Annotated in this window: 16 protein-coding genes, 16 tRNA genes and 2 other RNA genes; 4 read left to right on the top strand and 30 right to left on the bottom strand. The window is 50.1% G+C overall.

Annotated elements, in window-relative coordinates; all coding sequences use genetic code 11:
- The gene (locus ACXADJ_RS05630; protein WP_475063931.1) at positions 1 to 957 is read left to right on the top strand and encodes a GNAT family N-acetyltransferase; all 957 of its coding nucleotides are present in this window, start codon (positions 1 to 3) and stop codon (positions 955 to 957) included.
- 327 nt (positions 958 to 1,284) lie between these two features.
- Here the strand turns inward: ACXADJ_RS05630 and ACXADJ_RS05625 are convergent, their stop codons facing one another.
- The 4 genes from ACXADJ_RS05625 to ACXADJ_RS05610 all read right to left on the bottom strand — a co-directional run bounded on the left by ACXADJ_RS05625 (position 1,285) and on the right by ACXADJ_RS05610 (position 4,141).
- Positions 1,285 to 1,743 carry a DUF3429 domain-containing protein gene (locus ACXADJ_RS05625; protein WP_475063928.1) on the bottom strand — a complete coding sequence of 153 codons (459 nt, stop codon included), beginning with the start codon at positions 1,741 to 1,743 and terminating at the stop codon, positions 1,285 to 1,287.
- A 100-nt stretch (positions 1,744 to 1,843) separates the two neighbouring features.
- Positions 1,844 to 2,617, bottom strand: coding sequence for a 3-deoxy-manno-octulosonate cytidylyltransferase (gene kdsB / locus ACXADJ_RS05620; protein ID WP_475063925.1), 774 nt, complete (start codon positions 2,615 to 2,617; stop codon positions 1,844 to 1,846).
- A gap of 10 nt (positions 2,618 to 2,627) precedes the next feature.
- Complete coding sequence (locus ACXADJ_RS05615) at positions 2,628 to 3,635, bottom strand: NAD-dependent epimerase (RefSeq protein WP_028293453.1); 1,008 nt, start codon at positions 3,633 to 3,635, stop codon at positions 2,628 to 2,630.
- Positions 3,632 to 4,141: a KdsC family phosphatase gene (locus ACXADJ_RS05610; protein WP_475068140.1), complete on the bottom strand. Its 510-nt coding sequence runs from the start codon at positions 4,139 to 4,141 to the stop codon at positions 3,632 to 3,634. Before ACXADJ_RS05610 ends, ACXADJ_RS05615 begins: the two co-directional genes overlap by 4 nt.
- A 140-nt stretch (positions 4,142 to 4,281) precedes the next feature.
- Here ACXADJ_RS05610 and ACXADJ_RS05605 point away from each other — a divergent pair, with 140 nt between their 5' ends.
- Complete coding sequence (locus ACXADJ_RS05605; RefSeq protein ID WP_475063920.1) at positions 4,282 to 4,497, top strand: hypothetical protein; 216 nt, start codon at positions 4,282 to 4,284, stop codon at positions 4,495 to 4,497.
- Positions 4,498 to 4,690: 193 nt separating this feature from the next.
- On the opposite strand, the gene ACXADJ_RS05600 is transcribed toward ACXADJ_RS05605, so the two are convergent.
- The 20 genes from ACXADJ_RS05600 to ACXADJ_RS05505 form a co-directional block, all read right to left on the bottom strand.
- Positions 4,691 to 4,766, bottom strand: a tRNA-Gly gene (locus ACXADJ_RS05600).
- Between the two features lie 65 nt (positions 4,767 to 4,831).
- A tRNA-Ala gene (locus ACXADJ_RS05595) sits at positions 4,832 to 4,907 on the bottom strand.
- A gap of 30 nt (positions 4,908 to 4,937) precedes the next feature.
- Positions 4,938 to 5,013 (bottom strand) — tRNA-Glu (locus ACXADJ_RS05590).
- 56 nt (positions 5,014 to 5,069) lie between these two features.
- Positions 5,070 to 5,145, bottom strand: a tRNA-Gly gene (locus ACXADJ_RS05585).
- A gap of 21 nt (positions 5,146 to 5,166) precedes the next feature.
- Positions 5,167 to 5,242, bottom strand: a tRNA-Glu gene (locus tag ACXADJ_RS05580).
- A gap of 53 nt (positions 5,243 to 5,295) precedes the next feature.
- Positions 5,296 to 5,371 (bottom strand) — tRNA-Gly (locus tag ACXADJ_RS05575).
- A gap of 21 nt (positions 5,372 to 5,392) precedes the next feature.
- Positions 5,393 to 5,468, bottom strand: a tRNA-Glu gene (locus ACXADJ_RS05570).
- A gap of 184 nt (positions 5,469 to 5,652) precedes the next feature.
- Positions 5,653 to 5,728 (bottom strand) — tRNA-Gly (locus tag ACXADJ_RS05565).
- Positions 5,729 to 5,749: 21 nt separating this feature from the next.
- Positions 5,750 to 5,825, bottom strand: a tRNA-Glu gene (locus tag ACXADJ_RS05560).
- Between the two features lie 19 nt (positions 5,826 to 5,844).
- Positions 5,845 to 5,920, bottom strand: a tRNA-Ala gene (locus ACXADJ_RS05555).
- A gap of 29 nt (positions 5,921 to 5,949) precedes the next feature.
- A tRNA-Glu gene (locus ACXADJ_RS05550) sits at positions 5,950 to 6,025 on the bottom strand.
- A 50-nt stretch (positions 6,026 to 6,075) separates the two neighbouring features.
- A tRNA-Gly gene (locus ACXADJ_RS05545) sits at positions 6,076 to 6,151 on the bottom strand.
- Positions 6,152 to 6,172: 21 nt separating this feature from the next.
- Positions 6,173 to 6,248, bottom strand: a tRNA-Glu gene (locus ACXADJ_RS05540).
- 23 nt (positions 6,249 to 6,271) lie between these two features.
- Positions 6,272 to 6,347, bottom strand: a tRNA-Ala gene (locus ACXADJ_RS05535).
- A gap of 110 nt (positions 6,348 to 6,457) precedes the next feature.
- On the bottom strand, positions 6,458 to 7,963 hold the full coding sequence (gene gltX, locus ACXADJ_RS05530; RefSeq protein ID WP_475063917.1) for a glutamate--tRNA ligase: 1,506 nt from the start codon (positions 7,961 to 7,963) through the stop codon (positions 6,458 to 6,460).
- Between the two features lie 61 nt (positions 7,964 to 8,024).
- Positions 8,025 to 9,374 (bottom strand): capsular polysaccharide export protein, LipB/KpsS family, encoded by a 1,350-nt coding sequence (locus tag ACXADJ_RS05525; RefSeq protein ID WP_475063914.1) that lies wholly within the window; start codon positions 9,372 to 9,374, stop codon positions 8,025 to 8,027.
- A 349-nt stretch (positions 9,375 to 9,723) separates the two neighbouring features.
- Positions 9,724 to 9,836: non-coding RNA, RtT sRNA (locus ACXADJ_RS05520), on the bottom strand.
- Positions 9,837 to 9,881: 45 nt separating this feature from the next.
- Positions 9,882 to 9,994: non-coding RNA, RtT sRNA (locus tag ACXADJ_RS05515), on the bottom strand.
- Between the two features lie 45 nt (positions 9,995 to 10,039).
- Positions 10,040 to 10,127, bottom strand: a tRNA-Ser gene (locus tag ACXADJ_RS05510).
- An 87-nt stretch (positions 10,128 to 10,214) separates the two neighbouring features.
- Positions 10,215 to 10,302 (bottom strand) — tRNA-Ser (locus ACXADJ_RS05505).
- A 220-nt stretch (positions 10,303 to 10,522) separates the two neighbouring features.
- On the opposite strand from ACXADJ_RS05505, the gene ACXADJ_RS05500 reads away from it, so the two are divergent.
- Positions 10,523 to 11,977, top strand: a complete 1,455-nt coding sequence (locus ACXADJ_RS05500) for an adenylate/guanylate cyclase domain-containing protein (protein ID WP_475063912.1) — start codon at positions 10,523 to 10,525, stop codon at positions 11,975 to 11,977.
- A 37-nt stretch (positions 11,978 to 12,014) separates the two neighbouring features.
- Here ACXADJ_RS05500 and queF read toward each other — a convergent pair whose 3' ends face one another.
- From queF to ACXADJ_RS05485, 3 genes are read right to left on the bottom strand one after another with little or no spacing between them, the layout of a single operon-like run.
- Positions 12,015 to 12,836, bottom strand: coding sequence for an NADPH-dependent 7-cyano-7-deazaguanine reductase QueF (gene queF, locus ACXADJ_RS05495; RefSeq protein ID WP_475063910.1), 822 nt, complete (start codon positions 12,834 to 12,836; stop codon positions 12,015 to 12,017).
- A 1-nt stretch (position 12,837) separates the two neighbouring features.
- Positions 12,838 to 13,614: an ABC transporter permease gene (locus ACXADJ_RS05490; RefSeq protein WP_028293887.1), complete on the bottom strand. Its 777-nt coding sequence runs from the start codon at positions 13,612 to 13,614 to the stop codon at positions 12,838 to 12,840.
- Positions 13,611 to 14,531: an ABC transporter ATP-binding protein gene (locus ACXADJ_RS05485; RefSeq protein WP_475063908.1), complete on the bottom strand. Its 921-nt coding sequence runs from the start codon at positions 14,529 to 14,531 to the stop codon at positions 13,611 to 13,613. Before ACXADJ_RS05485 ends, ACXADJ_RS05490 begins: the two co-directional genes overlap by 4 nt.
- A gap of 22 nt (positions 14,532 to 14,553) precedes the next feature.
- On the opposite strand from ACXADJ_RS05485, the gene ACXADJ_RS05480 reads away from it, so the two are divergent.
- Positions 14,554 to 14,853: a PA2817 family protein gene (locus ACXADJ_RS05480; RefSeq protein WP_475063907.1), complete on the top strand. Its 300-nt coding sequence runs from the start codon at positions 14,554 to 14,556 to the stop codon at positions 14,851 to 14,853.
- A 44-nt stretch (positions 14,854 to 14,897) separates the two neighbouring features.
- Here the strand turns inward: ACXADJ_RS05480 and ACXADJ_RS05475 are convergent, their stop codons facing one another.
- The 3 genes from ACXADJ_RS05475 to ACXADJ_RS05465 are packed head-to-tail and all read right to left on the bottom strand — an operon-like array spanning position 14,898 to position 19,112.
- Positions 14,898 to 16,394: a glycosyltransferase family 4 protein gene (locus ACXADJ_RS05475; protein WP_475063906.1), complete on the bottom strand. Its 1,497-nt coding sequence runs from the start codon at positions 16,392 to 16,394 to the stop codon at positions 14,898 to 14,900.
- Between the two features lie 27 nt (positions 16,395 to 16,421).
- Positions 16,422 to 17,492, bottom strand: coding sequence for a hypothetical protein (locus ACXADJ_RS05470; RefSeq protein WP_475063905.1), 1,071 nt, complete (start codon positions 17,490 to 17,492; stop codon positions 16,422 to 16,424).
- Between the two features lie 12 nt (positions 17,493 to 17,504).
- Positions 17,505 to 19,112 carry a polysaccharide biosynthesis/export family protein gene (locus tag ACXADJ_RS05465; RefSeq protein WP_475063904.1) on the bottom strand — a complete coding sequence of 536 codons (1,608 nt, stop codon included), beginning with the start codon at positions 19,110 to 19,112 and terminating at the stop codon, positions 17,505 to 17,507.
- Positions 19,113 to 19,115 lie beyond the last annotated feature (3 nt).

Genomic DNA, 19,115 nt, shown 5'->3' with positions numbered 1-19,115 from the left:
ATGAACATTTCCTTGCAGCAAACCCAATGGCATCAACACGAATCAGAGATTCGTCACGTTCGCCAATTGGTATATATCGAAGAGCAAGGCATTGATCCCGCCGATGAATGGATCGCTGCCGAAGAAATTGGCGCTGACTACATTGTCGCCACCGTCAGGAACGTAGAAACCGGTATCGACGGCACCGTTGGCTGCATTCGCCTGATGCCCAATGGCAAGTTCGGACGCCTGGCGGTACTGCGTGATTATCGCCAGTACGGCATTGGCGCCAAACTGGTGAAAGCGGTTATCCAGCTGGCACAGTCCAAAAACATCGCAGCACTCCAAGCGACTGCCCAGTGCTACGCCCTGCCCTTTTACTGGCGGCTGGGCTTTCATGCCAGTGGTGAGTTGTTTGACGACGCCGGCATCCCCCACGTGATGATCGAACTGCCGCTCTCTGGCAACATAGATGAAAGCCATAAGCACCATTTGATGCTCGGTAAAGACAGCAATAGCTGGCCTTTGCATGAAGGCACTCAGGCCGAAGGTTTTCTGATTTCCATGTTAAGCCAGCCAATGTCGTCGCTGACCATTGCCCTCGACACACCAGAGCAGCTGCGCTGGCATCAACCGCGCTTGATGGACGCCTTGCTAACGGCCGCCAAACGATTCAAATCCCGTAAAATTTGTTTGCTGTTAAAACACGATAAAGACATCCACGACCTACCGCTGCTGAAGCTGGCTGCGCGGCTGGATTCGCGTTTCGAGGTTCGGATCAACCCACAACTGAAGCAGTCGTACTGGTTGTTTGGTCAATACGGCTGGTTTGCCAGCCCCGCTATCAAGCCCGGGCTGAATACGCCCTATGATGGCTGTCCATACGACATTAACACCGTTGGCAAGCTCCAGCGCCAGCTGAATTTGTTGTTTGAAGAAGGGCAACGAAGCCAAGCGCTCAAACGCGTGTACTTGTGACTTTGGCTTCGACTAAAGGGGACATCTATTTAATCCGGTGCTCACTCTGGGCTACCGGGTGGTTTCGAATCACGAAGCCGACTTGCAGGCCTGACAGGTCAAGTCAAAAGTCGGCGACACAGAGTCGAGATCATCCGGCAGCCCCCGTAGGGCGCGGGTTGCCGCCGACCAGTGCTGTGTTGACGAATTTGAAAAGGACTCGTCATTTCGCTGCATCCGTCGCCTTGCACTGAACAACGTCAACACTCGCGCAGAGCCGTGCAGGATTAAATAGATGCCCCCTAAAGACTGCGAGTGTCTTTCCGCCCCCAACTGGCGCACAAAGACTCATATACCATTACCGAGCACAAGCAACATCATCAGGTGAAATCCTGAAACGATTAACGTCAGGTTTCGGCGCAAGCGTTTGTAGGAGGCCGAATAAGCGTGTCGGAACAGCTCTCTTTGCTCCAATACAAACAGCGCCACGTAGCCTGTCAGCAATCCGACCAACGCCACTTGCTGACCCAGCCAACCAATAAACCACCAGGCGGCCAACGCCCAAAGAAACACCGTAATCGCCACTACTGGCGTCACATAACCCGCGCGCTCATGGTGACTCTGAGCAACACCCCAGCAACTGCCAGCCATAAAGGCCAGAATCATGGCCGAATAGGCCTCGAACAGGCGCACGCCTTCCAGCATCCCCAAAATTGCCATGACCAACGCCAGCGCAAATGGCAATAAACCCGCGTAGCCCAGCAGCTCGATGAAGGAAGAACGCTTCAGAAACTCCTTAATGGCCATAACATCTCCTACAAATACAAACCAAAACCTATACAAACTTATATCAGGCAAAAAATAAGCGGGCAATGCCCGCTTATTACTACCACCACTGTAAGAACGATTACTGACCCGCAAGTTCCGCCAGCAGCTGTTCTACCCGAGTAACGTCGTCTGGCGTATCAACACCATGGCCCGGGGGCTCATCAATCACCGACATATGAATCTTCACGCCATGCCACAAAGCACGCAGCTGCTCGAGCGACTCAACCTGCTCAACCGGCGATACTTCCATGGAAGCATATTGATTCAGGAAACCAACCCGATAACCGTACATGCCAATATGGCGGTACACCGGCATTTTGCTGGTTTTGACTCCAGGCTGCGCCTTGTAGCCATCGCGATCCCAAGGGATAGACGCACGACTGAAGTACATCGCAAAGCCGGTTTTATCGGTGACGACTTTCACAACGTTCGGATCGAAGGCGTCGTCATCGGAATGAATCGGCGTACACAGCGAGCTCATACCCGCTTCCGGGTGCTGCAGCAGGCCATTAGCGGTTTGTTCGACCAGCGCCTTGGGGATCAGCGGTTCGTCACCTTGCAGATTGACCACCACAACATCGTCAGCCCAGCCCTTGAGCTTGACCACTTCAGCAATGCGCTCTGTGCCGTTTTCATGGTCAACGGATGTCATCACCACATCAGCACCAAAGCCACGAGCGGCTTCCGCAATACGATCATCATCGGTCGCAATAACAATGTCTTTCACGCCCGTTTCGACGGCACGCTCGTACACGTGCTGAACCATTGGCTTTCCGGCCAGCTCAATCAGCGGCTTACCCGGCAGACGGCTGGAGCCGTAGCGCGCCGGGATAACAATTTTATAGTCGTTCATAAACATCCGTTTATTGGTTGTGATAAGCCTTGTACCACTCAACAAAGCGGCTCAAGCCTTCTGACAAAGGAGTATTCGGGGCGAAGTCGACATCAGCAACCAGATCATCAACATTGGCGTGAGTCGCTACGACATCACCCGGCTGCATTTCCATGTAATTGATATCGGCTTTTTTACCAATGGCGCTTTCCAGCGTAGAAATAAACTCACCCAGCTCGACGCTGTTGTGATTGCCAATGTTGTAGATTTTGTAGGGCGCGCTACTTCGGCTCTTGTCGCCAGACTCTGGCGTCCAACCTTCTACACCCGTTGGAATTTTCTCGGTAATACGAACAACACCTTCAACAATGTCATCGATGTAGGTGAAGTCACGCTGCATCTTGCCGTAGTTGTATACGTTGATGGTGTTGCCGGCCATGATGTTTTTGGTGAAGCCCCAGGCTGCCATGTCCGGACGACCCCATGGGCCGTAAACCGTGAAGAAGCGCAGTCCGGTTACGGGTAAACCGTACAAGTGGGCGTACGTGTGGGCCATCAGCTCATTGGACTTTTTGGTCGCCGCGTAGAGGGACACCGGGTGATCGACACTGTCGTCCGTTGCAAACGGCAATTTGGTGTTCAAGCCATAAACCGAGCTGGAGGAGGCGAACACCAGATGGGCGGTTTTCTGATGGCGACATGCCTCAAGGATATTCACAAAACCCACCAGATTGCTCTGAACGTAAACATCCGGGTTCTCGATGGAGTAACGAACCCCCGCCTGTGCTGCCAGGTTAATCACGCGATCAAAGGTGTGCTCAGCAAACAAGCGAGTCACGGCGTCCTTATCTGCCAGGTCCATCTCGACAAATTCGAAGCCGTCTTTTTCACGCACCCACTCCAGACGAGCGTGCTTGAGGCTGACTTCGTAGTAATCGTTCAGGTTATCGATCCCGACAACCTCATACCCTTTATCAATCAAACTGCGAGCGACATAGGAACCAATAAAACCCGCTACGCCAGTAACCAGTGCTTTCACTTTTTTTGCCCCTCAAACTCCGGCAACATTGCCTTGATATACGCGTCTTCCAACGACATTCGACTTCCCAGAACCAGATCTGCCACCTCTCGAGCGACACCCTTGCCACCACCCATGCTGGTGACATAGTGGGCGCGATCCTTCACCATCCAGAAACCATCGTCAGGAGCAATCGCCAATCCCACACGAGTCATGACCTTCAGATCAATGACATCATCACCAACGTAACAGACCTGCTCAGGGGTGATATCCAGATCGGTCAGGACTTCCTGCAGACAAGGCCACTTATCCTTCGCACCCGGATAAAAGTACTGAACGCCCAAATCACTTGCCCGGCGCGCCAGCGCATCGGACTGCTTGGCGGAGATGATCGCGGTGGCAATATCAAAACACTGCAGCAATTTAACGCCAACGCCATCTTTTACATTGAAGTGCTTAACTTGTTCGCCACTGCCACTGTAGGTAAGCGTGCCATCAGTCAATACACCATCAACATCAAACACCACCAACTTGACGTCGGCTGCGCGTGAGCGAATGCTCGGAGAGATCCTATCGGTTCAGGACATACTCGGTATCCATTCAAAAAACTGTCAGGCCGAAGCCAACGAAACCGCATTGTATCTTCTGCCTCAGCAGACATTAAGCCTTGCCATCAACCAAGCAGCAAAAATTGCCAATTTCAATGAGCCACGAAGGAACTGGCTTTAGCGAAATCGGAAAAGAAGAGGAGGATGATCAAATAGCAGCTGACGCGCTGAAAAGCAGAATGGGTCAACAGCAAGGACAGGCTGAATACAGCCGCTTGGCGGGATGGGACAACACAAACAAAAAAGCCGAAACATTACTGCTTCGGCTTAATTGAATAACCTGGATCGGGAAACGAGATCGACCCGGACGGCGCCCCGTGGGCTGGCGTTCCAGCTCGCGACCCTGTCGCCTACTTAATATTTGGAGCGGGAAACGAGATCGATTGGACTGGCATTCCAGCTCGCGACCGACGGGCGCGAGACAAACAAAAAAGCCGATGCGTTATGCATCGGCTTTTTTGATAAATCTGGAGCGGGAAACGAGATTCGAACTCGCGACCCCAACCTTGGCAAGGTTGTGCTCTACCAACTGAGCTATTCCCGCTTTGTGTGCTTAACAGGCATTGCCTATCAAGACTAAGCTCTGGCGCCTGACCAGAAGCTTGAAATTGGTGGAGCCTAGCGGGATCGAACCGCTGACCTCAACACTGCCAGTGTTGCGCTCTCCCAGCTGAGCTAAGGCCCCTACACTTTTTACAACTTCTTATCGTGAAGTTGGCATCCCCAAGGGGATTCGAACCCCTGTTACCGCCGTGAAAGGGCGGTGTCCTAGGCCTCTAGACGATGGGGACACAAGGACAACTGTGTTTTAAGAGTCAGCACTCTAATAAATCATCGCAAGATGATTTGGAGCGGGAAACGAGATTCGAACTCGCGACCCCAACCTTGGCAAGGTTGTGCTCTACCAACTGAGCTATTCCCGCACAACATCACTTCAGAAGAAGTGGCATCCCCAAGGGGATTCGAACCCCTGTTACCGCCGTGAAAGGGCGGTGTCCTAGGCCTCTAGACGATGGGGACACAAGGACAACTGTGTTTTAAGAGTCAGCACTCTCTGTCCAAACTTTATAATTTGGAGCGGGAAACGAGATTCGAACTCGCGACCCCAACCTTGGCAAGGTTGTGCTCTACCAACTGAGCTATTCCCGCATAACATCACTTCAAAAGAAGTGGCATCCCCAAGGGGATTCGAACCCCTGTTACCGCCGTGAAAGGGCGGTGTCCTAGGCCTCTAGACGATGGGGACACAAGGACATCTGTGTTTTAAGAGTCAGCACTCACCGCACATGCTATTTATCAACAACAAACTGCGGAAATAAAAAAGCCGCTACAAATATGCACCGGCTTTTTTGGATCTGGAGAGGAATACGAGACCGATTGGACTGGCATTCCAGCTCGCGACCTGGCTTTGCCATGACGCTTTAATATCTTGGAGCGGGAAACGAGATTCGAACTCGCGACCCCAACCTTGGCAAGGTTGTGCTCTACCAACTGAGCTATTCCCGCACAACATTACTTCAAAAGAAGTGGCATCCCCAAGGGGATTCGAACCCCTGTTACCGCCGTGAAAGGGCGGTGTCCTAGGCCTCTAGACGATGGGGACACAAGGACAAACGATAAATTGGTGGAGCCTAGCGGGATCGAACCGCTGACCTCAACACTGCCAGTGTTGCGCTCTCCCAGCTGAGCTAAGGCCCCTACACTTTTACAACTTCTTATCGTGAAGTTGGCATCCCCAAGGGGATTCGAACCCCTGTTACCGCCGTGAAAGGGCGGTGTCCTAGGCCTCTAGACGATGGGGACACAAGGACAACTGTGTTTTAAGAGTCAGCACTCTTTCTGCCTTAGCAGTTTGGAGCGGGAAACGAGATTCGAACTCGCGACCCCAACCTTGGCAAGGTTGTGCTCTACCAACTGAGCTATTCCCGCATAACATCACTTCAAAAGAAGTGGCATCCCCAAGGGGATTCGAACCCCTGTTACCGCCGTGAAAGGGCGGTGTCCTAGGCCTCTAGACGATGGGGACACAAGGACAAACGTTTTGAGATTTGGTGGAGCCTAGCGGGATCGAACCGCTGACCTCAACACTGCCAGTGTTGCGCTCTCCCAGCTGAGCTAAGGCCCCTCTCAAAGCGTGGGGCGCATATTACTTACGCCCCCCTAGGCCGTCAACACCTTTTTTAAAAAAAATTTCTAAAACAATAACTTAGGTGAAAAAACGGCCAACACGACGACTTATTCAGCAATTGCTTCTTCTATCGCCTTGTTTACATTGAAGTATTCTTTTTCAAGCTTCTTCAACTTCTTCTTGCCCAGGCCGCCCAACAGGTCAATTGCCGCCCGAACCCGTGCACGAGACATATCCGGCCCCAGCATATCCATGGTGTCCAGAACCGAAATGGTGTTTGGCGTACCGGCGATGGCAATAAAGAACGGGAACAGGAAGTCTTTCGGCTTCAGCTCCAGAGAAGACGCCAGTGCGAACATGCGCTTTTGAATGGCATCACGCTCCCAATGACGAATAGCTTCGAGCTGCCACAAGCCAAACTGAAGGGTTTGCATCAACTTGTCTTCGTCGTACGCATTGTGGGCGAAGTCTTCTGCTTTCAATGCTGGCATGCCGGACAAAAAGTGCCCTGCCAGCGGTGCCACATCAGAGAACACCTCTACGCGCGGCATAATATGAGGAATCAAAGGCATCACCCGCTCCTCTTTCAAACCCCAACCTGCGAAGCGTGCAGCAAAGTCTTGAGGCGACAAGTCACGCAGCCACACACTGTTCAACCAGCGCAGCTTCTCAACGTCGAATACCGGACCACCAAGGGAAACACGGGAAATATCGAAGTTGCCGAACATTTCATCACGAGTGAATTGCTCTCGCTCATCCGGCATTGACCAACCCATACGACCCAGATAGTTCAGAACGGCCTCTGGCATAAAGCCCATGCGCTCATAAAACATGATGGAGGTCGGGTTTTTACGCTTGCTCAGCTTGGTCTTGTCCGGGTTACGCAGCAACGGCATATGACACAGCTGCGGCATATCCCAACCGAAGTATTGGTACAACAGCTTGTGCTTGGGCGCGGAGCTGATCCACTCTTCACCACGAATCACATGAGTAATGCCCATCAGGTGGTCATCCACCACGTTCGCCAGGTGGTAAGTTGGCATGCCATCAGATTTCAGCAGGATTTGGGCATCAACCTGAGCCCAATCCAACTCAATATCACCACGCAGCATGTCATTTACTACGCAAACGCCCTCTTCTGGCACCCGCATACGGATCACAAAAGGCATGCCTTCCGCTTCACGACGAGCAACTTCCTCTGCCGGCAACTCAAGATCTGAAGCCTTGATTGCAGTACGAACCTCAGCGGACTCTTTCTGAGCACGCAGCGCATCCAGCTCGTCGGATGTACGGTAGCACTTGAAGGCATAACCACCGTCGATCAGCTTTTGAACGTGATCCAGGTAGATGTCCTTACGCTCACTCTGACGGTATGGGCCATTCGGACCGCCTACATCCGGGCCTTCATCCCACTCCAGACCCAACCAACGCAGACTATCCAGAATCGCTTGCTCGGATTCTGGCGTGCTGCGCTGCTGGTCCGTGTCTTCAATACGAAGCAGGAACTGGCCACCATGACTGCGAGCAAAGGCAAGGTTGAAAAGTGCAATATAAGCAGTACCGACGTGAGGATCGCCGGTTGGGGATGGAGCTACGCGAGTGCGAACAGTCATATGACAATAATTCCAGCTGTGTAAAAGCCGGAATTATAAAAAATCACACCGCCAATACCAATCAGGCAGAGGCGGCTTTTTTAAGATTAGCGGTAATTTCTGTCACCGGAGCCGGTGCCACCGTCGCCGTTGTTGTTGAACCCAGCATATTTACAATGCTGCGACAGCCTACCTGAATACCCTCTTCCGAATAATAATCACCCGGAACAAGACACTGTTGCTTCACCCATTCAATGTAGTTGCGACGCAACGACGCAGGGGCAACAAAGCCACTATTCCAGAAGGCGTCAAAATCCGGAGAGCCATTGGCACAAGTTGCCATGGCCGGATTGGCATACAAGGCCTTGCCGATCACCATCAATGGTGCGCCGTGGTAAATAGCTGACAGGCCTGAGGTACTGTTAATAGTGATCATGCCGGCACAGTGTCGAGCCAGGAGTCCCATTGACCCAATGTCGATCACATCCACGCGATCCGCAACACCCAACTTCTCGGACAGCTCCATAATTTCCGGGATGTAATCACAGTGTCCACGTTCTAGCGGATGGATTTTGAAAACAAGCCGCGTGCCCAGCGGTGCAGAGCGCGCAAAAGACTGAATGGATTCAGTAATCACACGAACAGAGTTCCAACCCATGGCAGCACGCTGCAAATTAGCGTCTGCAGCTACCTGAAGTGGCACCAGATAAAAGCGCTTGTCGTAATGCTCAAGCAGCTTTTCAATCAAACGGTAGTTTCGAGCCTCACCGGTGTAACGACGATAAGCGTTTCGCAACCAGTAAAAGCATTCTTTACCCACCTTGAAGCGGCGATGAAACAGCTCTTTTGAGCGACCAAACGTCGCCATTGTGCGAGCCGAATAATAAGTAGCCGACAACATTGAAGAGCGAGAGAAACTTTTGAAGTCGCGCCCTTCCACCATGTCAGCACTTTGCCACCCCTGGGGCTGAATCTGACCCGCAATCGGCGAGCTGGCGTTGTTGCCGCCGTATTCTGCGGTGATGAAGCCCGGACGAACATAGCCTTCTTCCAGGGATACAAGTGTAATGCCACGCTGATCAGCCAGGGAGCGTGCAACCTTGTGCGCAGGCCGCTCAGAACCGAACAGCACGATGCCGTCAAAGTCGCACTGGTCCAGATAGCTCGAGAGCCACTCTTCCCAATCAGCGACACCACCACTGAAGCGAACGCTTTTAACACCACGAGAGTAAAGGGTATCGCCTGAGTTGAAATCAATTTTAGTGACGGCGGCACCCGCCTCTTCCAACATCACCTGAAGGCATTTAAAGAAGGGGCCGACCGGCCCTTGAAGTAACAGAATGCGCTGACCCGCCAGCGCCTGCAGGTACTCCTGATCATTCGCCTGATTATTTATAAAACTCATCAGACGCTCTGCAGTATCTTCCAGCATGAAAGCTCCCTAACTTCCCTTCATATACGATCCGAGACGGCCTCTGTCGCAGCGGATAGCATAGCTTTCGATTGTCCAATTGCCAGACAAGAAGTGATTCTTTTAGTAACAGCAAGACAATATGTTGCGAAGAGGATAACAAAAAAACGGGCTCGCTCTGCAAAGGTTGACACTATTCTGTCGGATTTGTTGCTTTTTATGGAGAAGAATCAATACGGTCAACTCATGACACCCATCACAAAAAAGAACAATTCTCAGCAAAACCGCTTTTCACGCCAAACAACCGAAGCAGGAAACCAGAAACGCCTAAACGAAAAAGCCCAGTCATTTGACTGGGCTTTTGAAGAAATGGCGGTGAGGGAGGGACTATTCCCCTTCGGGTCATCGTCGCAAGCTCCGATGCTTGTCGCTGCGCTCGGTACGAACCCACGAGGCTTCTCACCCTCCCAATCTGACCAGGCCTCGTAAACGAAAAAGCCCAGTCATTTGACTGGGCTTTTGAATAAATGGCGGTGAGGGAGGGATTATTCACCTTCGGGTCATCGTCGCAAGCTCCGATGTTTGTCGCTGCGCTCGGTGCGAACCCAAGAGGCTTCTCACCCTCCCAATCTGACTAGGCCTTGTAAACGAAAAAGCCCAGTCATTTGACTGGGCTTTTAAATGAATGGCGGTGAGGGAGGGATTCGAACCCTCGATACCTTTCGGTATACACACTTTCCAGGCGTGCTCCTTCGACCACTCGGACACCTCACCTAATGCATGAATCCAAACAGGATTCTTCAAACAACAATCGCCTAAACGCTTGATGTTTAAGCCTGACAAAAAAGGCTTTTGAATTCGTGGCGGTGAGGGAGGGATTCGAACCCTCGATACCTTTCGGTATACACACTTTCCAGGCGTGCTCCTTCGACCACTCGGACACCTCACCGTTTGCTTAACCGGGGAATGTCCCCTGTCAGCGGTGGCGTACTTTACGGATCGACCATCACCCTGTCAACGAAAAATTCAATAAATTCAAAAATTTACTGACTGTTCAAATCTTGTCCCCAGCCACCGTACAGGCCAATCTTCCCGATGCATTCTTTACCTTGTGATTAATTAGGGGTATACCACTAGGCCTCGCAGTTCCCGAACAATTGAACACCGCAATGATTCAAACTGACGCTAACGCTTCTTCTTTAAACGACCAACTTTTCAGCAAGCCGGACTACATTGCCCGGTGCCTTGCGTACGGCACCGGAGCGATCACCATCGCCACCGCGCTGTTCCTGGGTCACTGGCCAGAAAGCTTTGTTATCGCCCTGGCTTTCTTCCTGGTGTTCCCTCATTTTATAGAAATCATTGATAAGCGCCTCAGCTGGACACGCAAGACGGCAATGGTCAGTCTCAGCCATATTGACGCACTTGTCGCAGGCGTGATGATTGGCATGGTTGGCGCTCCCATTGAGTTTGCCGCCCCCGTCTTCCTCATGCTGAACACCAGCCTGATACTGATTGGCAGTCGTGGCGGCTGGATTACCGCTAATTCCATCTTTTTACTATCCGTGGTTTTGGTGAAAATGCTGTCAGGCATTTCGGACGCCCCGGATACACCGATAGAAATTATCTTCTCGTGCGTTACCGGCACCGTGTTGTTCTTCTCTGCTCTGGCATCATATGCGTCTTATCAGTCCAGCCAAATCCAGAAAATGGAAGACAAGCTGCGCAATGAAGTCGACCGATATCAGGAGCTGTCCGAGCAAGTGTCTCGTTATGTTTCACCACAAATCCGCGACTCTATTCTGAGCGGTAAAAAAGAAGCCATTCTGCAAACACAGCGCAAGAAGCTGGTGGTGTTCTTTTCTGACATCGTTGGATTTTCTTCACTGTCGGATCAAATGGACGCCGATCCACTGACCGACCTGCTCAACGGCTATCTGACGGAAATGACCGCCATTGCCATGAAATACGGCGGCACCATCGATAAATACATCGGCGATGGCATCATGATTTTCTACGGCGACCCAGTATCCAAGGGCATCAAGCGCGACGCTCTGGCAGCAGTCGCCATGGCCATTGAGATGCGCCGTCACATGCTCAAGCTGAGAAGAAAATGGGCTGAGCTGGGCCTGAGCACTCCCCTGCAGATTCGCATGGGCATCAACACCGGCTACTGCACCGTCGGCAATTTCGGCACCGAGTCGCGCATGGACTACACCATTGTAGGGCGTGAAGTGAACCTGGCCAGCCGATTGGAAAGCAATGCCGATGCCGGTGAAATTCTTATATCCAGAGAGACTTACGAGCTGATTAAGGACAAGATCATCTGCCGCGAGCGCGGAACCATCAATGCCAAAGGGTTCAGAGACCCAATCCCGGTCTTTCAGGTTAAAGATTACCGCCGCGATCTGGGCTCAAACCCGACCTTTATGAACCATGAAACCGAAGGCTTTTCGCTGTACATGGAATCAGACCGCATCAAGGAAACTGAGCGCATGAAGGTGGCAGAAGCCTTGGAAAAAGCAGCGGCAAAACTGAAGCGCCCCACCCAGGCGGCCAAGCCGATGCCAAGGAAACCCGCCGCGCCCGCCGTGAAAAAGCCGCAAACAAAAAGCCCGGTATAAATACCGGGCTTTTTCGTCAACCAGACCATCAATCCCACTACTGGCGCGCCAGTCGGAAATTAGGAAACCCTTTGATCGGCTTGTTAGAGCGAACTGGGTTGATGTCGAGCCCACCGCGGCGCACATAGCGAGCACAAACAATCAGTTCATCCAACGCGAAGCGTTGCATCAGGTCTGAATAGATACGCTCAACACACTGCTCATGGAACCCCTGGTGCTGTCGCATCGAAATCACATAAGCCAGCAAACTGCTTTGACACACCCGTTCGCCAGCAAACTTGATGTATAAACTGCCCCAGTCCGGCTGCCCCGTGACCGGGCAGTTGGATTTAAGCAGGTGAGAGCACAGCCAGCCTTCAAAGCGCTCATCGTTCTGATCTGCACTCAGCAAATCTGCGTTCGGTGCGTAGTCCGTAATCTCAATATCCAGACCATCAATGCAGAAAGCATCCGGTGCGTCGTCAAACGTATGATCGACCGGATGCAAGACAACCCGTACGGCACCGCCGGCAGCTTTAGACAAGTCGAATTCCATCGCCTCCTGCACCTGCTCTTCAGCCTCAAATCGCGTTTGATTGAATGAGTTCAGGTACAACTTAAAGGATTTGGATTCGATGATATTGGGTGATCCCGAAGGCAGTCGAAACTCACCAATCCGCACGACCGGCTTGCCTTTGCCGTTCAGCCAGGACACTTCGAAACCGTTCCAAATGTCTTCACCGTAAACGGCATCGGCGTCATAAGCGATGTCCTTACGCCCTTCAGCGCGAGGGATCGGGAAGAGCAAGGACGCATCGTACTCATCCTTGTATTCAGACACTTTTCCCAAGGGGTTAGCTACAGAATCAATCGTCGCCATGTTACTGCCTCATACCTGTGCCGCGTTGTAACAGCAAAATACTGTACGCACCCAACACCAAAATAAACACACTCATCATCAAAAAGGACACCGCAACCCCAACATCAGAGACACCCAAAATCCCATAGCGGAACGTGTTCACCATGTACAAAATCGGGTTCAGTTGTGACACCCACTGCCATTGCTCTGGCAGCAGTTCAATGGAGTAGAAAACCCCACCAAGATACGTCAGTGGCGTAATAATAAACGTTGGAATAATGGAGATATCGTCAAACTTGCGAGCGTGCACCGCATTGATAAAACCACCCAGCGAAAACAGCACCGCCGACATGATCACCACACCAATCACGATGCCCACATGGTGAATTTCCAGACTGGTAAAATACAACGACAGCAAGGTAACAATCAGACCGACGGCCACACCACGAGCCACACCACCGGCGACAAAGCCCGCCAAAATGGTTAACGGGTGCACCGGAGCAACCATCAGCTCTTCAACGCTTTTCTGAAACTTGTTACTGAAAAAAGATGACGCCACGTTGCCATAAGCATTGGTGATCACGCTCATCATAATCAGGCCAGGTACGATGAACGACATATAGTCAACGCCGTGCATTTCACCGATCCGCGGGCCAATGAGGTTGCCGAAAATCACAAAATACAGGGTCATTGTGATGGCCGGTGGCACCAGTGTTTGCGCCCAGATACGCATAAACCGACGCACTTCTTTCACCACGATGGTTTGCAAGGCAACCCACTGAATCTGAGCATTGGTCATGACGCACCTCCATTCACCAGGTCAACAAACAACTCTTCGAGACGATTGGACTTGGGACGCATACTGCGCACCTGACAATTGGCACTCGTCAGGGCAGCAAACACATCGTTTACAGACTGGCCATCCTTGATAACAACCTCCAGGGAGTCCGGAGAAACCACACGGGATTCAAACCCCTCGAGAATCAAGTCAGAAGACACCTCGGCCTGAAGATCAAACACAAAGGTTTCTGAATTCATCTGTGCTAACAAACCACGCATGGTGGTAGAGCGTACAATTTCGCCTTTATTGATGATGGCGATGTTACGGCACAACTGCTCCGCTTCTTCCAGATAATGCGTAGTGAGAATAATGGTCGTACCAGCAGCATTCAGCTCCTTCATGAACTCCCACATAGACCGGCGCAGTTCAATATCCACACCCGCCGTCGGCTCATCCAGAATCAACACTTTTGGATTGTGGACAAGCGCCCGAGCAATCATAAGGCGGCGTTTCATACCACCAGACAGCATACGCGAGGCTTGGTCCCGCTTATCCCAGAGATCAAGTGCCTTCAGAAGATACTCAGTACGAGCAACCGCATCCGCCTTGCTCATACCAAAGTAGCCAGCCTGGGTTACCACGATATCTTCAACCTTTTCGAACTGGTTGAAGTTAAATTCCTGTGGGACAACACCAAGATTTAGACGAGCGCCGAAGGAGTCAGAGTTCACATCACAGCCCATCACCTCAGCAACACCGTCCGATTTCTGCACAAGGCCGCACAAAATACCCAGCGTCGTCGACTTCCCTGCGCCATTCGGACCCAGCAAAGCGAAAAAATCGCCCTGCTCTACTTCCAGATCGATGCCCTTCAAGGCCTCAAATCCGTTACCATACACTTTTCGCAAGCCCTGAACTTTCAGCGCCGGAACCATAGACCACCCGTTAGAGACTGTTATGAGTGAAACACCAAATCACATCGAACTTCTGGAAAAACTAAAAAGCCGCTTAAAAGCGGCCGAAGAAAGCGAAGTGATAAACGCCGACATGATACAACAACTGGAGACAGTTATTGACCAACTGAAGGAACACAGAGAAACAGCCTGGGAAGACGCTCGAGTGTGGCTGGCAAACCTGATGATGTTCACACCACAGCTAGCCCCGGCTGTTGATCGGGAACTGCTGTGGTTGATGGGTGGCGAGTGTTTGCATTATTTGACGGATGAGGAAATAAACATCTTCACCCCGGAGGCTTAATTAGAAATTCATGGGCACCTCCTAATGCCCATGAATAGCTTACCTCACCCTCGACTCAAAAACTCGCCTATTTTTTTTATCTTACTATTTTTTGAGTCTTTCATGAATTTGACTGGAGATCGCTTAAATTTCTCATATTTTCGATGGTTTTTAGATGGTATTAGAAAGTAAATAAACGCGTCGAGGCGACTTCTTTCAAAAACCTGAGAACGATTACCCGGCGTCCCTTCCATCAATATCTGCTCAGGCCAAGAGATATCTCCTCTGACCAATTTCGAATCGCCAGAATCAGCCTTTTCAAATTTATCCCTAGATAAAACTTCATCCAGCTCCGAAAAATGTTGCTTCCAATTTGGAAACTTAAAATCAGATATTTTTTCACAAGCATTTTCATATACTACAGAGTCTTGAAAACTTAGTACCATATCCAGCCAAGCACGACCGTTCAACGGATCTATATAAACAGCCTTTTCTTGTCCCGCCTCGTGAAAAACTGGAATATCCGAAACAATAGGTGGCGTACCAGCAGCTATTGACTCAAGAAGCGGCATCCCCCAACCTTCAACAAAGGTCGGGAAAAGTAAAGCTCTCGCCCCCTTCAGATACCCTATGAGATCGTCATCAGACAAGCCCGACAATTCAATTACGTAAGGTTTAATAGCCTCACATCTATCGAGAAAATCAGTGATGTTTTCATTACACCAGCCCCTTTTACCCACGATGACAAGCTTCGGTATTTTTTCCGGATCCATGCCTGATTCGACGATAGACCTCCAAACTTGTAACAACAGAAGATGATTTTTCCTGGGCTCAATCGTGCTAATAGTGATGAAATAATCACCCAGCTCTTTAGACTCTTGATGGTCAGTTTCTGCTTTTAGCTTGTTGAAAAAAATGGGTTCGACACCGATCAATAGAACATCGACCGATGGCACTCGACATCCCTGAGACTCCAGGTAGTCAACAAAACGTTCTTTCGTATAGTCAGAATTAACAAGAACAAAGTCAGCAAATGCAGACACATTCTTCATTCTATCTTCGTGGACAACTCCGTCACCGGGACGAACGTACTCTGGATAATCAATTGGTATTATGTCGTGAATGTAAAATCCGATAGTGACTTTCAAAGAGTGTTTAAGTGTAAAGAAAATACTGGACTCCAACAATCCATGATGAGAAGTATTCAAATAGAAAACCCCCATATCATCTTTATTACTCTTGACCCTCATAACAATTTGCGGATCTACAAGCCCATCCCCACCACTAGCATTGGAAATGTTTCGCTTCTTAGGAACCGTGTCAGCATACAAAGACTCTATCTCTTTATATTCACTTTCCGAGCTTTCTTTTGCATCGATCCATCTGGAATACAGCTGCCCAACGAGCATAGAAAGCTCAGATGCAGACAATGCTATCAGCTTCCCATGAGACTGGTAAACGCCAAGCACAGAATATTTTCTATTATTACAAAGATAATCAAGATATCTAATATCTACCCTATCGATACCAGTAGGCGTCGGTGCATTACGACGACACAACATTCTCGTACAGTCATAAAGTATCATCAATCAACGCCCCCATTTCATATTGATCATGAATTTCATAGGAGTAGCTGGAGACATAGCGTCAATAGAAACACGCTCTCTACAGGTTCCAAGAAAAACATAATTCCAAAACTCTTCGATAACAGCATATCGGTATACGGGAAGATACTTGTTATCACCCGCATCATCAGAAAATGGACTTACACTTCCTAAATAACGCTTTACAGAAGGTTTGTTAAAGTATGCCGCCTCATTAAGCGTTCCAGAAGAAAGCGATGCAATCGTTGAGAAAGATTCACAACCCAATATATCATACGCATTCATTTCTAACCAATCACACCCCGGCAAAGATGAAACCATTTTCTTTAATGATTCAATATTTTTAGAGTGAGGGTGGGCCTTGTAATAGACCTTCTTATGGCGCTGGGTCAATTCCTGCAAAGCGGATCGGACTTCATTAACCCCAGCAACCTTGCCCATATGAATCAAACTAGCATCAACTTCAATTTGACCAAAAAATACGGCGCTATCATCAAGGTACCTATCACGGGGTAAAATCCTTCCGGTCCGACATTTCGACACATGTGCAAACTTTCGAACAGTTGATGCTTCAATTTCAAATTCGGAAATCCTCTCACGCCACTCCGAATTATTTGTCCGAATTCCAAACATATAATCATCTAAAAAGCGAATAGGATGTATAGAGAAATCCAGGTAGGTAATATTTTTTTCTTCGAAATACTTCAGAAGATAAGGCGGAGCTTCGTACGAAACGACCAAAGCCCCCTCATAAGAATCAGAAATCGAATCAAATATCAATTTCGACTCTGTATTCCCCTCATATAGCTGAGCCCAAGTGAACGACTCTAGAGGCAAACCCAGCTCAGAAAAAACAGAAGTCCTGATGGAATTATTTATATCCTCATCGCCACTGAGACTATCAACAGGCACCCCACCAAAGAGAGATGAAAAAAGACTGCCGAATAAATCTCTCATCCACAAAATATTAACATTTTGTGGGTTTTCGAATCGATAGCGCTTTCGGTCATCAATCTTCAACAAGTCACTTGTGAAGATAATTCTTTCAAATTCCACTTCTTTCTCCTTTTAAAGCGCCAAAGCCACTGCCGCTGACACAGCAATTTGATAAATAACCTGACTAATATCTTTGGTTAACTGCAAAGCCTTCAGATCAGGCTTTGCCAGCACGAAAATCTCATCTCCCGGCCCGACCATTTTCTTGTCGTCGAGGTCACGGTTTGCGGTGACGAACGCCCCGTTGGGCTTCATTACCAGAGTATTCATATCATCGAGATCCGCGGTCGCACCACCAGCTTGCTCGACGTATCGCTCAATGGTACGGCCGTTTTCATAGGTGACGGCTGTCGGGAATAACACTTCACCGTGAATCATGACCAGGTTCTTTTGCGACGGGATGACGATTTTATCGCCTTGATTGAGAATTACCCTGGTCGCATCGTAGCCTTTCGCCAACAACACCTGACCACGAGGCTCAATTTGCTTGGCACGTTCAATCCATGCCAATACGGATTCTGCTTCAACCTTGCGCAATTCGGCGGCTTCGCGCGTTGCGGAACGTGCGGTCAGGACGCTTTGCTCAAGTGCGTGCAGAGACGACATCAGCATCTCTTTTTGGCGTCTGGCTACAGACTCTCGGAACAGTTGTACCGACTTTCTATCCGACAGTTGAGTGTATTCAACCTGTTCCAACAGGTCGGCAAGACTGGCGCCCCACGGCAACACCATTTCAGTCGTAGACTCATGCTCACCGAGTACTTCTACACTGATACTGTCCTGTCGTAATTGCGAGGACAGTCTGACGACACTGCCGGGTGTCACTTCAACACCGGCGATTGCATTGATTTCATACTGATGGGCATTGACTCGGCTGCCTTCTGGCGCAACCACCGTCACATGAGTGACCCGTTCACCGACTACGGAAGCATTAACCACTTCCGAAAGCAGCGACTCCTTGCTTTCAAGCTCATATTGTCCTTTAAAACCGGCATCACCTTCGATAGACACAGCCCCCAGACGCTGAGAAACAAAGATCAAGTCGCCATCCTGAAGCTGTACAGGAGGCATGCTTCCGCTTTGCACAAAATCGTACAGGTCGATATCAGCCAGCTGTTTCGACTGTCGTTTTACCAGTATTTTTCGATAGCTTCCAAGCTCTGGCTTGATGCCGCCGGCCTTGTCGATATACCGCAATACGCTGTCTGCGCTTTGACCTTCATAAATACCGGGTTTTGGCACCATCCCTGATACAAATACTTTCACCGTTTGACTGGAGGCCAGAGTGACATAGGCCTCAACATTGGCTTTGTAGACTCGTTTAATGGACTTCAGAACAACGTTATTCAGGTCTTTATTGGCAACACCGAGGACTTTCACTGGCCCAACGCGTGGTATAAAAATATTGCCCTGTGCGTCAACCACAATCTCCTGCTGCAGCTCGATCCCACCCCAAAGCTGGACCAAAAGCTGGTCACCCTGGGAAATACGATATTCAGGGTTGGTGCCGGTAAAGGATGTTTCCTCAAAACCGCCGCTGAACAGCCAGCTGCCGTACATTTGCTCATCAGTAACATCCAGCAAGGATGGCTCGCTTTGATCAGGATCAGGGGCGCCTGCATCCAGCGCGAAACAGTTAACCGACAACAAGACCATTAGACTTAAAAACAAACGCATCATCAG

This window comes from Oceanobacter sp. ABM4_470 (assembly GCF_056158645.1).
This window is presented reverse-complemented; position numbering and strand designations above follow the sequence as displayed.